Raw genomic sequence first — 15,660 nt, 5'->3', positions numbered from 1 at the left:
TTTTAGATCTTCCAGTTGGTAAGCAATCGCCGAAGCGCTTGCTGTCATTATTAGGTGTTGACCGCCTTATTTTTAACTCATGGCTTTATTTTCCGTGAGTTCGTCATTCCGGCTGTCGGATGACAGACTCACAATTTTTTCACTCCTGAGTTTGTCATTTCAGCTTCCGGATGACAGACTCACCATTTTTTCACTCCTGAGTTCGTCATTTCAGCCTCCGGATGACAGACTCACCATTTTTTCACTCCTGAGTTCGTCATTTCAGCCTCCGGATGACAGACTCACCGGTTTTCTGTTCTTGAGTTCGTCATTTCGGCCTCCAGATGACAGACTCACCGGTTTTCTTTTCGTGAGTTCGTCATTTCAGCTTCCGGATGACAGACTCACCGGTTTTCTGTTCGTGAGTTTGTCATTTCGGCCTCCGGATGACAGACTCACCATTTTTTCACTCCTGAGTTTGTCATTTCGGCTGTCATGAACGGAATATGGATTAATAAATAGGATTTTCTTTCACGTAAGATCTTATTCGTCTCACTGACACTCTATTGTTAACCCAATCATTGACCAGAGAGGTTGTAATTGTCATATCCGGAAACAACCTAGAAATCTCCTTTATATGATTGGAAATCACATTATCTATGCTTTGAACAACTCCACATTCCTTACAGATTGCCTGGCGCTGACTCAGATGTACATTATAAGATTGACAGTCTCTGCAGGTTATTCCTTTTTTCATATCTTCATATTTGAATTCATGAGAGGTGTCCCTATACCTTTCATTACTTAGTTGCTCAGATTGAAGTTTATTTACGATATTAACCGGGGCTTTCGATAATTTTGTGTTCCTATTTTTCAGTTTTTCCAAGTGTTTATTTATTTGTGTCGGCAGTATAAACGGATCGCTTATTTTAGCATCGAATAGAGTAAATGACGGATTAGTAAAAACGACATAAGGTTTTATTTCAATCGCTTCATCCCATTGATTAATTATTTGCTCCAAGACTTTTTTGGCCCGATTTAACTGAATGCTTGGACAAATAAATTCCTGACCATTCAGCTTTCGCAATTGACCTGGTAACTTCTGATATTCTCCTTCGTAATTTTTAATTTCATATAGGTAAAAAGTTTCTCCTATAGCCAGCAGCGTATCTATTTGCGCAGTCGAGCCGTTATACGAAACAAGTAGATCGCTCATAACTGTCACCTCATTCCTAAAGTATTCTTCGATTCGTTCATCAAATTGTTTTTCTCCTTCATATCCTTTTTTCAAATTCAACAAATATTGCTGCTGTGTATACGCCAGCTGTATTCTAGTATTCAGCGACTCCAGGTATTGTAACTGGTATGATTTCTGTCTAACGATCTTTTCCATTTTCAACCTCCTCATATTATAAAATTCGCTTATTCATCTATAGTATTTACTGTCCATCTATTTCATTTATGATTAAATTTCATTAAAAAAACCTCCGTAACATACCAGGATCAGTATGTTACGAAGGTTTTTTGCTGTATTCATTTTCATTTATTTTTTGATGCTTTAGAAGATCGTTCAGACTCTTCTATTTTTTTAAGATCTTCTTCATTTAGTTTAGGCAATTCAATTCTGAAAATAGAGCCTTGGTCCAAGACACTTTCTACCCAAATCTTACCACGGTAGCCTTCTACCAGCTGTTTGGCAATAGACAATCCTAGTCCGTTACCACCCTTGTGACGACTTCTTGCTTTGTCTACGCGGTAGAAACGATGGAATATTTTCTCGGTGTCTTCTTCAGTCATTCCTTCACCAAAATCTTGAATAGCGATTTGGATCCTCGGTCCATCATCGGACACGCTCAAATGCACAACATGGCGATCTGTGGAGTATTTCACCGCGTTATCAAGCAGGATAACAAGAATCTGTTCCAAGTGATTGCGGTAAATATTGATGTACACTTCTTTCTCCAAATCATCATCCAGGATGAAGGTAAAGTCCGGATGAAGCAGTTTAAAGTTATTATAAGTTTGTCTGATAAGTTCTCTAACCGCTGTCCGTTCATTTTTGTAATGAATTTCCACCTGCTCTGCCCGAGACAAATCGAGCATTTCCTGAACCAGACTCTTCATGCGTTCGATTTCCTGAAGTGACGCACTCAGAGATTCGTCTAAAACGACCGGATCGTCTTTACCCCAGCGGTTCAAGAGTTTCATATGACCTTCAACAACCGCGACAGGTGTGCGTAACTCATGGGACACATCTTCAACAAACTGTTTTTGCTGTTCGATGTTGCGTTGCATTCGGTCCAGCATCGAGTTGTAAGCATTGGCTAATTCAGTCAATTCATCGTTGCCATCTCCCACATCGATACGTTCGCTGGATTCCGGATCTTTTTCAATGATATGCATGGCTTCAGTTAACCGACGAATCGGCTGCAGGAAGGAAATGGCGATAATATAACCGATGACTCCACTGAAAAGTAAAGCGATGACACCAGTCAGTAATATCGCCCCCAAAACGCTTCTGAACAGCTGATGATAGGATGACAACGTGTTGATTACTTGGACGTAGCCGATCCTGTCATTATTTAAGAACGAATAAACTGGTGTTGTTGCAGATAAGGCTTCACCACTCGGTCCGTTTTCAATGCTCTCGATTTGCAGGGTCTCTTTAGGAATAAACTCCATATCAACGTCATTCGTTTGATATAAAAGTTGTTCACTAGAGTTATACACTCTGATAACGATGCTGCCTTGGCTCGCACGCAAAGGTGTACTTCTTTGGTTTTGAGATTCTTCCATGATCGGCATTTCAGGTGTTAAATACAGTTCCTGCTGATCCAAGGTGTCTTCCACATCTTCTTCAGTTAATTCATAAAAGTTTTGTCCAAACCGTTCCGTTAAATTGACCATCACATTTCTAACTGCCTGTTGCTCATTATCTATCATGATCTGCTGAAAGGTAATGAATAAAATAGTTGAAAATATGGTGTAGGTTAAAAATAGTGCGATTGCAGCCCCGATGGTCCATTTCCATCTTAAAGAAATACGCTTTTTTTTGTTAATTCCTTTTGTGTCAACGGCTGCTTGATATTTCACGTACGCATCACGTATCCCGTTCCTCTAACTGTTTGAATGTAACTTTCTTTTCCAGGAACATCGATTTTGTTACGTAGATATCTGATGTACACGTCGACCACGTTCGTTTCCACTTCTGTTTCATATCCCCATACTTTGTTCAATAATACCTCGCGTGACAAGACGATGTTCAAGTTTTCCATTAATTCTACGAGTAACTCATATTCTCTCTTCGTCAATTCAATGACTTCGTCTGCGCGTTTCACGACACGGTTTTCTTTTTCTACGGTGATGTCTCTGTATGTGATGGTCGTCTGACGACTCACATTTTCCTCGGTTTCGATTTCGATACGACGAAGCAAGGCACGCATACGCGCTAATAATTCTTCGATCGCAAATGGTTTGACTACATAATCGTCCGCTCCATGATCAAAACCAGAAACACGGTCAATGACAGAATCTCTTGCCGTCATCATGATGATAGGCACATTGCTTACTTGGCGAACACGACGCGCCACATCGATCCCGTTTAGTTCGGGTAACATTAAATCAAGTAATATAATATCCCATTCTTTAGTTTCATCTGTTGCTGCTTCAAGACCTGAACGACCATCAAAACGGACCTCTGTCTCAAACCCTTCATGTGTTAATTCCAATTCAACAAAGCGAGCTAGGTTCTTTTCATCTTCTATAATTAAAATCTTTGCCACAGTTTCCACTCCTACTTCTTTATTGTGCGTTTATTAGTATAAATTAGTGTTATAAGGCCTGACATTACGCTCTTTTAGTTTACCATATTTTCATATAATTAGAAATGTTAGAATACTCTAATTTAACACTTTATAACAAGTTATATCAAGTTGTGACAAAAAAATAGCAGGTTTTCGAAAAGAAAACCTGCTATTCGTACTTATTCAGTATTATCTTACTTGATCAATCCCATTTTTCTTCGCCTTCGTTACCATACCAGTCAAAGTGGAACGTTCCTTCTTTGTCTACACGTTCATACGTGTGTGCACCGAAGTAATCACGTTGAGCTTGGATGATGTTCGCTGGTAAACGCTCAGAACGATAAGAATCATAATAAGAGATGGCAGATGAAAAGGCCGGTACAGGTACGCCTGCTTGAACAGCCAAACCAACCAAGTCTCTTAAAGACTGCTGATATCTATCGGCGATATCCATGAAGTATTCATCCAGAACTAAGTTTTTAAGTTCCGGTTCACGTTCGTAAGCATCCGTGATTTTTTGTAGGAAGCGTGCGCGAATGATACAGCCGGCACGGAATATCTTAGCGATCTCACCGTATTCAAGTTTCCAATCGTATTCTTCAGAAGCTGTGCGCATTTGTGCAAAACCTTGTGCATAACTCATGATTTTACTGAAGTATAAGGCTTCACGCATTTTCTCGATCAGTTCTTTCTTGTCGCCTTCGTACTTTTTAGTCGCGGGTTTAGGCAATACTTTGCTTGCCTCGACACGTTCGTCTTTCAAAGCTGAAATATAACGTGCAAAAACAGATTCGGTAATAAGCGGTAACGGCACACCTAAATCCAAGGCGCTTTGTGATGTCCATTTACCCGTTCCTTTATTCCCGGCGCGGTCTAAAATGACATCGACCATAAATTCTCCTGTTTCAGGATCTTTTTTAGTCAGCGCGTCAGCCGTAAGTTCTATCAGGAAACTGTCCAGTTCGCCTTCGTTCCATTCGTTGAAGACCTCTGCTGTTTCTTCATTTGATAACCCAACCATATCTCTTAACATGTTATAAGACTCTGATATCAACTGCATGTCGCCGTATTCGATACCGTTATGAACCATTTTGACGTAGTGTCCTGCACCGTTTGGTCCGATATATGTCACACATGGTTTTCCATCAGCTGGGGCTTTTGCTGCAATCTTCTCTAAAATAGGTGACACTAAGTCATATGCTTCTTTTTGTCCACCCGGCATGATAGCAGGTCCTTTTAGCGCACCTTCTTCACCACCAGAAACACCCGTACCGATAAAGTTGATACCTGAATCAGCTAATTCTTTGCTGCGGCGAATGGTATCTTGATAGAATGTGTTTCCGCCATCAATTAAAATATCTCCTTTATCAAGGAAGGGGAGTAACTGTTGAATGACAGCATCTGTTCCTTTACCTGCCTGAACCATCAATAAAATCTTTCTTGGTTTCTCAAGTGAATTGACAAATTCTTCCAGTTCATACGTTGCGACAACATTTTTGTCTGGATTTTCTTCAATAACAGCGGTCGTTTTTGAAGATGTACGGTTGTATAGAGAAACAGAATATCCTCTACTTTCAATATTCAAAGCTAAGTTTTTGCCCATTACGGCCATACCTATGACGCCGACTTCTTGTTTACTCATCAATAAATCTCCTCCTGTTTTAAGTACTTGTTCATTATTTTCATTTGTTACAATACTTACCTACTTATATTAACAAAATATGAACACTTTGGAAACTCTCAAATTACCCCTTGCATTTTCCTTCTAATTTCAGTACACTTATAGCTGAAAACGATTTAAGAAAGTGGGTGCACAACCTATGCCTAAAAACAAAAAAGATAAAGGATCAAAAAGCACGATGACACGCTTAATGATTGGTGTTCTTGTTCTTACAATGGTTATCCCAGTGTTTGCTTCACTACTCAGCGTTATGATGTAATATCTCAATGATTAAATAATTTATAGAGTCTCTCGTCTGATCCTAGGCAAGAGACTCTTTTTTTATGCGTTTTTTCTTCTCATCAGCTAACTTCAAGAGCTCATCTGCGGTTTCTTTCGTTAATTGGGTCAGTTCGTCTCCCGATAACATACGGGCGATTTCTTCAACCCTCTCATTATCAACAAGTTTCTCAACACTGGTCTGCGTTCGTTCCGCTTCAATCGTTTTTTTGATGTAGAGATGCTGATCCGCCATAGCGGCCACTTGCGGAAGATGCGTGATACATAATACTTGGGAGTGATCAGCGACAGAATGAATTTTATCTGCGATCGCCTGGGCGACACGGCCACTCACACCAGTATCGACTTCATCAAATATGATGCTTGTAATTCCTTGTGACTGAGAGAATATCGTCTTCATCGCCAGCATCATACGTGAAAGTTCTCCACCCGATGCGACTTTATTTAATGCTTTTAACGGTTCCCCCGGGTTCGTCGAAACAAAGAACTCGATTTTGTCAAATCCCTGTTCTGTTAACGGCAGATCAGTATCCGGTCCTTCTGAACCTTTAAACGCCACAGAAAATTTAACTTTTTCCATATAAAGTTCTTTCAACTGTTCCTGAATGCGCTCTTCCAGTTCTAAGGCTGTTTGCTTTCGCAGCATAGATAACTCTCTCGCCTGCTTTTGTGCTTCTGTTTGAGTTGCTGTTATCTTTTTGCTTAACCCATCCACTCGTTCTTCTCTGCTTTCAAGTTGTTTCAACTCTTTGTCAGATTTTTCAAAGTGATCCAAAATAGCTTCGACAGAATTGCCATACTTCCGCTTAAGCTGCTGAATGGAATTCAAGCGTTCTTCAATTTCATTCAGTCGCTCCTCATCGTACTCTAAACCATCCAGCTCGGCATAGATGTCACTCGCCACTTCTTGCAGCTGAAAGAACGCCGCAGACAGGCTCTCAGAAATATGTTTGAATGACTCATCGATATTTTCAACAGCCGCCATTTTTTCCATCGCTTTTCCAACGCTGTCCAGACCGCTGTATTCTTCTCCCTGTAAGGCAGCATAGCTTGAAGACAAGGCTTCCACGATGTCTTGATGATTCACCAGCTTCTTCTCTTCTTCAAGTAGCTCTTCTTCCTCATTCGGCTGAAGTTGTGCGGCTTCGATCTCTTTGACCTGGTATCTTAATATATCCAGTCGCTGAGCGAGTTCCTGTTCATTGAATAACCATTGTTCGCGTTCTTTCGTTAAAGCCTTATATTCATGAAAAACTTTCCGATACTCTTTTTTTTTGGATATCAATTCTTTGGGACCGAAAGAATCCAGTAAATGGCTGTGATTCTCAGTCACCATCAGTTCCTGATGTTCATTCTGTCCATGTATATCTATTAAGTGGCTTCCAATTTCTTTTAATACTGCAATGGTAATGATGCTTCCATTTATACGGCAAACGGTTCGACCGCTCGTAAATATTTCCCGTTGAATCAGCAACGTCTGAGCATCGTGTTCGATTTCGTGCTGAGCGAGCAAGCTGATTAAGTCCGGGGTTGGTTTAAACCCGAATTCGCCCTCCAGCACACACTTTTTAGCTCCAAAACGAACAAATTCTGTCGAACCCCTGCCTCCAGCCAGCAAACCCACCGCATCAATGATGATGGACTTACCCGCTCCGGTTTCTCCCGTTAAGACAGTCATTCCCGCATTAAAACTTAAAAACAAGTCTTCAATAATCGCAAAATTCTTGATTCGTAACGATTCTAGCAAAGACAAACCTCCTAATCCTTTATTGTTTGAATTAAATAAAGGAGATAATTCTTCTTTGGAAACGCTCAGCACTTTCTTCATCACGACAAATGACTAAAACCGTGTCATCTCCCGATACACAGGCAAACATTTCACTATATTTCGCCGTTTCAATCAATGAACCTAATGCAAAAGCATTTCCTGGAAGTGTTCTGATCAAGACAAATTCTCTCTGTATATCAATAGAAACAAACGCATCTTTCATCAAGCGCGACAATTTTTTGGATATATTATAATTCATTTCTGGAGGTAAATTATAACGATACCCGCCGTCTTGAGCGGGTACTTTTACCAACTGAAGTTCTTTGATATCTCTTGAAATCGTCGCTTGAGTGACTTCAATACCTCTTTCGTGCAATTTGTCGACAAAATCTTCCTGTTTACGAATAATTTCTTGCTGCACAAGTTTTCTCAGTAATTGATGTCTTTCTTTCTTTTTCAAGATTTCCACTCCTATGCCTTTTTACCTTCGCACCTTCCCCGCAGCACATCAGTATATTTATACATTTTATACACTCTTATTATACTGCTTTTAAGTCAAAGTACCAATCACTACGTCTTGCTTTTCAATGACATTTGGAAGACATTTCATGCATAGAACGTGAAAATTTCAATATCATATTATCAATTATATACATAACTAATTTTCAAAAAGAGTCTCTTTGATTACTTTATTCAAATGCTCTGTTTTGCTCTCACTGATATTTTGGTTAAATTTGATGTAAGCCAAAAATTCCTTGTTCCCTTTTCCACCTTTTATCGGGGAAGGAATGACCTCTTTCACTTCGAAACCTTCATCATATAAAAAATTGACGATCTCGTTCAGCACGTATTGATGAACTGCGGGATCTGAAATAATCCCTTTTTCGCCGACATCTTCTTTGACCGCTTCAAATTGCGGCTTGATGAGTGCGACCACTTCTCCGCCTAGAGCTAAGACCGTTTTTAAAGTTGGAAAGATTTTTTTCAAGGATATGAATGAGACATCGATCGTTGCAAAACTGGGCGTGCCTTTTTTGAAGTCTTCAGCCGTGACGTGTCTGAAATTGGTTTGTTCCATAACTTCCACACGCTCATCGATACGCAGTTTCCACGCCAACTGATTTGTCCCGACATCGAGAGCATACACCAGCTTTGCTCCCTGCTGCAAGCACACATCAGTAAAGCCACCCGTTGATGAACCGATGTCTAAAACGATCCGATCATTCAGATCGATATCAAACACATCCAGGGCTTTTTCCAGTTTTATTCCGCCGCGACTGACATAGAGCTGGTCCGCCCCTTTGATATAAACAGTTGTATCATACGGCCACTTTTCGCCGGCAGTAAAGATCTGCTCTTCCTTGCTCGTATAGGCTTTGCCTGACATGATCAACCGTTTAGCCTTTTCTCGGTCTATCGCCCATCCTTGTTCCATAAGTAAATCATCTGCGCGTTCTTTTTTCACTTTTTCACCTCTATAGAAACCATCAATTCAATTTTAAAGATTCGATAAATGAATCTAACAACTCTTCATCATAGTGGTCTTCGCGTTCAAGAATGGCTTTGTTTAATAGCAAAGCTTCGTTTAAATGTTCGTTAAAAAGTGTATGTGCTTGTTCTAAGCCGAGTAATGAAGGATACGTGCTCTTACCCTGTTTCGCATCCGCTCCGACACGTTTCCCCAGTTCTTCCTCAGAGCCACTGACATCTAAAATATCATCTCTTATCTGATAGGCGATACCTATCTTCCTGGAAAGGGTATCTAAGTCCTTTAAGGTTTCTGCATTGACTTGACTAAGCAGACCTGCGGCTTTAAAGGCAAAACGGATCAGCATGCCTGTTTTTCGGGAGTGAACAGACTCTAGTTCTTTGAGAGATAAATTTTTATGTTCCCCATCCATATCGGCTTGCTGCCCCCCGACCATCCCTTCATGCCCGGATGACCGAGCCAGTTCTTTGATCAAAGAGAGCTTGATTTCGTTCGAACTGGTCCCAGCTGTCATGACTTCAAAGGCTTTGGTCAGCAGCGCATCTCCAGCTAAAATAGCCGTTGCTTCAGAATATTTAATGTGATTTGTTGGCTTGCCTCTTCTTAAATCATCATCATCCATCGCAGGTAAATCATCGTGTATGAGCGAATACGTGTGGATCATTTCCAGAGCGGCAGCAGCAGGGTAAGCCTGGGTCTCATCTTTTTTAAAGGCCTTGACTAAAGCGATAAGAAGCAATGGACGTAATCTTTTGCCACCCGCTTCCAGGGAATAGCGCATCGCTTCTTCAATGGCTGTCTGGCTTTTATCTGTGATCAACTCAATTAGATACGTTTCAAATGGTTCTTTGTACTCTTTTGTAAACGTCTGAAAATGCATAGTAGACTCCTTTGTAGTCATTCAATTAAACCTGTTTCGGATCATCTCTTTAATCTTCTAAAATCTCTTCGCTGCCATTTTCGTTGATCATTTTGGTCACCGTTTTTTCTGCATCTTCTACAATGCTCTTGCAGTAACGACTTAATTTAATGCCTTCTTGAAACTGATCCAGCGCTTCTTCAAGCGGCACGTCCCCTTGTTCCAGTTTTTGAACAATGGCTTCCAGCTCTTTCATTGCACCGTCAAAGGTTTTTTCTTTATCCATAATAGTCTCCTTTTCATTCGATTTCTTTTTTGATTGTCGCTTCTACATGGGCTTTTATTAAACCATCTGCCACCGTTATGTCGATACGGTCGTTCTCGTTAACTTGATCGACCGATTTCACAATACCTTTTTCACTTTGCGTGATCGAATAGCCCCGACTCAATATTTTTAAAGGTGATAAGTGATCGAGTGATTGGATCAATGCATTGACATCATTCTGTTCGTTTTTCACGTGCTGTTTTGTCGCCGTCATCAATTGCTTCGTCAGTTGGTCCACGTTCGATGACGCTTGTTTGACCTGAGCGCTTGGATTGAACGACTTCAATTCCTGGTTCAACAGATGTACCCGGTATTTATCTTCTTTAAGTTGATCGTCCATCCGGCGCATCAGCTGATCTTTTAGCTGATCAAGGTTCTGACTATACCCGTCATACAATCGTCTTGGCTGTCTAAAAATATAGGACTGTTCCAATCGGCTGACTCTTTCTTTTTCTCGCCTGATAGTCGTGGTCATAGCCTGCATCACGCGCTGGCGGTTCAAATCGATTCTTCCTACTTCTTCCGTCAAGACCGGCACAGCTAATTCTGCTGCCGCGGTCGGGGTCGCCGCTCTGACATCGGCAGCCAAATCGGCTAATGTTGTATCTGTTTCATGACCGACGGATGAAATGACCGGTGTCTGCGCAAGAGCGATAGCTAGTGCCACTTTTTCCTCGTTAAAGGGAAAGAGGTCTTCAAAGGAACCTCCCCCACGTCCGACGATCAAGGTATCAAGATCATATTTCTGATCGGCTTTTTGAATGCTTTTAACGATTGAATCTGCTGCCTTTTCTCCTTGAACGACAGTAGGAAAAAGATACAGCTCTACAATTGGAAAGCGCCGTTCTATGGTCGTTTGAATATCACGGATAACGGCTCCGCTTTGACTCGTGATAATACCGATTTTTTTCGGGAAGCGCTCGAGTTGTTTTTTGCGATCACTGTCAAACCAGCCTTCTTCAGCTAATTTCTTTTTAGTCTGTTCATAGGCGGCATAAAGCTGTCCCAATCCTTCGGGTTCAATGTGATCGATGTAGAGTTGATACGATCCTGTTTTTTCATATACCGACAAGCGACCGACCGCTAAGACACTCATTCCTTCTTCTAAATCGACGGTCAGCTTTTTTTGCTCACTATAAAATAAAACAGCTGATAGTTTAGCTCCCTGATCTTTGATACTGAAATACTGATGGCTATTGCGTCTTTTCGGATTGAAGTTTGAAATTTCTCCTTTAATAAATACGCGTTCCAAATAAGGGTCATAATCAAACTTGCGTTTAACGTAGCGTGTTAGTTGCGTGACTGTTAAATACTCCTGGTCCATTTGCTTCTTTCCTTCCTGATCTTTGCCTCTGTTGCCTATGTAAATAGAAAAAAGAGCCAAAAAGTAGAACGTCTAACTCGTCTACTTCTCGCCCTCTCTTACTGCCCTTAATTTCTCTCAATTATAGAGCCCTTCCATGCAAAAGCAGCTGATTTGGGAACGACAGAAAAAGTGTTATCTATTATCGGCAATACTCTGCAGTATCCCATTTACGAACTTACTTGATTGTTCATCATTAAATGTCTTAGTTAATTCAATGGCTTCATTCATAACGATGCGTTTATCAACCTCGGGCTGATAAAGCAATTCGTATGTTGCCAATCTAAGCAACAGTAAATTTGTTCGTTCCAGACGGTTTAACGTCCAATTTTTCAAATGCTTTGTAATGGTCTGATCAATATCGTCAAGATGTTCCTGGACACCGACAACTAATATTTTCAGATAGGCTAAGGCATCATTTACGATACCTTCGTTGCTTTTTTCTTCAGGTAAGACCAACGCCATAGCTTCTTCTAAAGTGTGCTCTTCCTTCAAAGATAATGTACTATCAAGTGCTAATTGAATAGCTTCGTCTACGGTCAATCCGTCATGGGTAGATAATTGGAAAAGCGACTGAAAGGCTTTTTCCCTAATTACGCGCCTTACAGTTGTCACTATTCCTCATCCTCTTCTTTATCCAAGTCAAACAAATCCTGGAATGTTGTTCTTTCGGGCACGATATCTGCAATATGAATGTTTACTTCAGCTAAAGTAATATCAGTCATATGAAAGATCTGTTCGCGCACTTTTTTCTGAATGGCTTGAGCAACATTGGGTACATTTACACCGAACTTGAAGTAGCAATAAATGTCGACTTTCAAACCCTCTTCATCTGATGTTAAATGCACACCTTTTTTATGGTTAGGTTTGCCAAAGACAATTTTCATTTTATTTGGGAATTTCCCCTGCATGGCATATACACCATCCACTTCATTAGCAGCCATGCCAGCAATAATTTCAATCACTTCAGGTGCTACCTCTATCTCACCATATGGATTGCTTCGATTCGTTTTCATCACTTTTTCTTCCACTGTCGTTCCTCCTCTAGAATGATTCAGTAAAGATTTAATTAGGCACGAGAGACATATGTTCCTTCAGCTGTGTTGATGATAAGAACATCGTCTTTATTTACAAATAATGGAACCGTCACAACTGCACCCGTTTCAAGGGTTGCCGGTTTTGATCCACCACCTGATGTGTCGCCACGTATGCCCGGTTCAGTCTCTAAGACTTTAAGTTCCACTTTTTTGGGAACTTCCACGCCTATGACTTCACTGCCATACATCATTATGCTGACCTGCATATTTTCTTTCATGTATTTCAATTCTTCTTCTATACGTTCACCAGGAATTTCAAGTTGTTCATATGTGTCTGTATCCATGAAAACGTGATTCCCATTATTATCATACAAATATTGCATTGATTTTGTTTCGATATGGGCTAATTCAAATTTTTCTCCGGCTCTAAATGTTTTTTCCTGCAAAGCACCTGTACGCAAGTTTTTTAATTTTGAGCGTACAAAGGCAGCGCCTTTACCCGGTTTAACATGTTGAAATTCCACGACACGCCAAATACTGCCATCATATTCAAGCGTTAATCCTGTTTTGAAATCACTTGTAGATATCATTCAATGTCCTCCTAATTACCGCTCATGTAACATTATAAAAGTTATTGAGTCTTGTTACTCTCATTGTATCATGATTATTTATGAAAACCTATTTTCAGAGGAAGTTTCTTCCCTTTAATTTTCTCTATTAAAGTTGAATTAATTCTTTGGTTACGCTCATGAGGTTCCGGTTGCCGTTTTTTGTAATTACGAGGTCATCTTCGATTCTTACACCGCCTAAACCTGGAATATAGATGCCCGGTTCATTCGTGATGACATTTCCTTCAACCAGCGGTTTTTCATTACGGTAATTAATGCCTGGGGTTTCATGCACTTCTAAGCCGATGCCATGCCCGGTAGAGTGTCCGAATGCTTCGCCGTATCCTTTTTCAGTGATGTAATCCCTTGCCACTGCATCCAATTCTTTCCCCGTAACGCCAGCTTTTGCTTTTTCATTCACTTTTAACTGCGCATCCAAAACGATTTGATGGATTTTTTTCAATTCTTCGCCCGGATCGCCTAAAGAGATGGTGCGTGTCATGTCAGAAACATACCCTTTATAGTAGCAGCCAAAGTCCATAGTGATCATGTCACCTTGTTCGATTTGTTTTTCACTCGCTACACCATGCGGCATGGCTGAACGTTTTCCACTGGCAACGATAGTATCAAAAGAGACCCCTGTCGCTCCTTGTTCACGCATCATGAAATCAAGTTTGTTGGCTACTTCTATTTCGGTCACGCCCGGTTTGATGAAACCGAGTATTTCTTCAAACGCATGCTCAGTGATTTTTATCGCCTGCTGAATCGTTTCTATTTCTTTTTCATCTTTGATTTCTCGAAGAGACTCCAGTAAGCCGCTGCTCGGTTTTAGTTCACAGTCCAGCAGATCACTTATTTTTTCAAAGGTAGAATAGGTCACGAAATCTTTTTCGAAACTCAATACCTCTATGTTTTCTTTTTCAACGATCGTTTTAACTTCATCGTATATGGATCCTGTATTTTTAATGATCTCAAATCCGACGGCTTGTTCCGCTGCCTGTTCGGTATACCTGAAATCAGTAACGAAATAAGCTTTGTCCTGAGTTACGACGCTTAACCCGGTACTTCCAGTGAATCCAGCTGCATATCTGAGATTGTACGGACTGGTTATTAATAATGCTTCGACTTTCTGATTTTTCATCGTTTGTTGAATATCTTCTACTCGTGACATCTAAACACCCTATTCTATGATTTGAATTCCATTATGTCCATAATCTAACGAACATTCCTTTCTCATTATAGCAAAGTAGGATGAAAAAATAAATACACGGCGTTTCTTATGGATGACCCGGCGTTTTGACATATTTATTTTCAAATAAAAAGAGCAGCATCTAAAGGTGACCCCTTGCTTCACCTTTAGACGCTGCTCTTTAGCGGTTCCGTCTCTCACTGATCATTTCTGCTGATAAGCACCTATCCTCAGACGGTTTTATTTTCTGGGGCTCCTGACATTTATACTGGTTTTCAAGTCCACTGTTTTGATGACCAGTCTTTTTTTCACGACTATCTCGATCATCTCGTTCTATTTACTCGGCTTCCAAAAAATCGAATGACATCAGACTGACTGGTTCCTCATTCGAATAACCGATGACCGCTTCCTCGTCTAACCCCTGAATTTCCGGTTCCAACACATTCTCAACAGCTGAGATCTCGATCGATCGTCTGCTCGTATAATGGTTAGGCATCGTCGCAGCAAGTGTATACCGCGTGTCCGTCTCTTTTGAGATATCGACCCTTCCTTCACTGAAATAAATCGTTCCCGTTTCAACGTCCTCCCGGTCCAGCCTCTCTCGCAGTAGTTCTTCACTGACTTCGATCAGCGCCTTGGCCTCATACGCCTGGCTTATCAGCTGAAGCTGCATCATTTGATGCTGCAGTATCGCTGTGAGTGAGAGGATCAGGAATGAAATGAACAGGAGTAAATGGAACGTGGAAAGCAAGAGGCTCCCCTCGTCATTGCATCTGATTTTGTTGACCATCATTCACTCCCTCTTCATTTACGCGAAACTGGGCACTGTAGGTTTCCCCATTACTGAACACGACGTCTATGGCTAGGGTCTGTTCAAAAATCGAAAAGGCAATCGATGACACTTCCAGGAGTATCGGCTGATGCCCCTTCGAACCTACCTGCCGTCTGATGATTTTATAATAGCGTTCATAACTGATGGTTTTCATTTTCTGATCTTCCACGTCAAACTTTTCGAAAACCAATTTATCTCTGCTCGTTCTCACACCTGCGCTTCCAGTCAATTCAAATTCTAATTGATTGACAAACAAGTGCCATTCAATCTGACGATCATCCTTGACCGCTGCCCGCGTGGACCCTATTTGAGATATGGCCAACGAGAACAGCAGGACACAGCTGCTTATTATGCTCAAAGTAATGATCACTTCTAATAACGAGAACCCCTGCTCCTGTTTCTCGATCTCATTCACCATTCTGCTGACAAAAACTCGATGCTTCTGACC

Annotated in this window: 16 protein-coding genes; all 16 read right to left on the bottom strand. The window is 40.9% G+C overall.

The features are described 5' to 3' along the window. Window positions 1–490: 490 nt before the first annotated feature. The gene (locus tag R6U02_RS00385; protein WP_410261663.1) at window positions 491–1,372 is read right to left on the bottom strand and encodes a nuclease-related domain-containing protein; all 882 of its coding nucleotides are present in this window, start codon (window positions 1,370–1,372) and stop codon (window positions 491–493) included. A gap of 146 nt (window positions 1,373–1,518) precedes the next feature. Further along, window positions 1,519–3,072, bottom strand: coding sequence for an ATP-binding protein (locus R6U02_RS00380; RefSeq protein ID WP_410261662.1), 1,554 nt, complete (start codon window positions 3,070–3,072; stop codon window positions 1,519–1,521). Beyond that, entirely contained in the window at window positions 3,069–3,761 is a 693-nt protein-coding gene (locus R6U02_RS00375; protein WP_410261661.1) for a response regulator transcription factor, read from the bottom strand. Before R6U02_RS00375 ends, R6U02_RS00380 begins: the two co-directional genes overlap by 4 nt. 223 nt (window positions 3,762–3,984) lie before the next feature. Further along, window positions 3,985–5,424 (bottom strand): NADP-dependent phosphogluconate dehydrogenase, encoded by a 1,440-nt coding sequence (gndA, locus tag R6U02_RS00370; RefSeq protein WP_410261660.1) that lies wholly within the window; start codon window positions 5,422–5,424, stop codon window positions 3,985–3,987. Window positions 5,425–5,764: 340 nt separating this feature from the next. Beyond that, window positions 5,765–7,489: a DNA repair protein RecN gene (gene recN / locus R6U02_RS00365; protein WP_410261659.1), complete on the bottom strand. Its 1,725-nt coding sequence runs from the start codon at window positions 7,487–7,489 to the stop codon at window positions 5,765–5,767. Between the two features lie 31 nt (window positions 7,490–7,520). Beyond that, entirely contained in the window at window positions 7,521–7,970 is a 450-nt protein-coding gene (gene argR / locus R6U02_RS00360; RefSeq protein ID WP_410261658.1) for an arginine repressor, read from the bottom strand. Window positions 7,971–8,168: 198 nt separating this feature from the next. Next, window positions 8,169–8,975, bottom strand: a complete 807-nt coding sequence (locus R6U02_RS00355) for a TlyA family RNA methyltransferase (protein ID WP_410261657.1) — start codon at window positions 8,973–8,975, stop codon at window positions 8,169–8,171. A 22-nt stretch (window positions 8,976–8,997) separates the two neighbouring features. Then, window positions 8,998–9,900 (bottom strand): polyprenyl synthetase family protein, encoded by a 903-nt coding sequence (locus R6U02_RS00350; RefSeq protein ID WP_410261656.1) that lies wholly within the window; start codon window positions 9,898–9,900, stop codon window positions 8,998–9,000. Window positions 9,901–9,928: 28 nt separating this feature from the next. Continuing rightward, a complete protein-coding gene (locus R6U02_RS00345) occupies window positions 9,929–10,144 on the bottom strand; it encodes an exodeoxyribonuclease VII small subunit (protein WP_410261655.1) in 216 nt (71 codons plus the stop codon). 13 nt (window positions 10,145–10,157) lie between these two features. After that, window positions 10,158–11,507: an exodeoxyribonuclease VII large subunit gene (xseA, locus tag R6U02_RS00340; protein WP_410261654.1), complete on the bottom strand. Its 1,350-nt coding sequence runs from the start codon at window positions 11,505–11,507 to the stop codon at window positions 10,158–10,160. A 174-nt stretch (window positions 11,508–11,681) separates the two neighbouring features. Next, window positions 11,682–12,161: a transcription antitermination factor NusB gene (nusB, locus tag R6U02_RS00335; RefSeq protein ID WP_410261653.1), complete on the bottom strand. Its 480-nt coding sequence runs from the start codon at window positions 12,159–12,161 to the stop codon at window positions 11,682–11,684. Then, a complete protein-coding gene (locus R6U02_RS00330) occupies window positions 12,161–12,562 on the bottom strand; it encodes an Asp23/Gls24 family envelope stress response protein (RefSeq protein ID WP_410261664.1) in 402 nt (133 codons plus the stop codon). The genes nusB and R6U02_RS00330 overlap by 1 nt, the downstream gene beginning before the upstream one ends. Before the next feature lie 53 nt (window positions 12,563–12,615). Continuing rightward, window positions 12,616–13,173: an elongation factor P gene (efp, locus tag R6U02_RS00325; protein ID WP_410261652.1), complete on the bottom strand. Its 558-nt coding sequence runs from the start codon at window positions 13,171–13,173 to the stop codon at window positions 12,616–12,618. A gap of 127 nt (window positions 13,174–13,300) precedes the next feature. Further along, window positions 13,301–14,362, bottom strand: a complete 1,062-nt coding sequence (locus tag R6U02_RS00320; RefSeq protein ID WP_410261651.1) for a M24 family metallopeptidase — start codon at window positions 14,360–14,362, stop codon at window positions 13,301–13,303. Window positions 14,363–14,717: 355 nt separating this feature from the next. Further along, window positions 14,718–15,173, bottom strand: a complete 456-nt coding sequence (locus tag R6U02_RS00315; RefSeq protein WP_410261650.1) for a hypothetical protein — start codon at window positions 15,171–15,173, stop codon at window positions 14,718–14,720. Next, the coding region (gene comGF / locus R6U02_RS00310) for a competence type IV pilus minor pilin ComGF (RefSeq protein WP_410261649.1) at window positions 15,145–15,660 on the bottom strand (516 nt) is incomplete at its 5' end. The genes comGF and R6U02_RS00315, both read right to left, overlap by 29 nt.

The organism is Alkalibacterium sp. (assembly GCF_046484155.1).
GTDB lineage: Bacteria > Bacillota > Bacilli > Lactobacillales > Carnobacteriaceae_A > Alkalibacterium.
The sequence above is the reverse complement of the archived record's forward strand: the minus strand, read 5'-3'. Positions and strand labels throughout refer to the sequence as shown.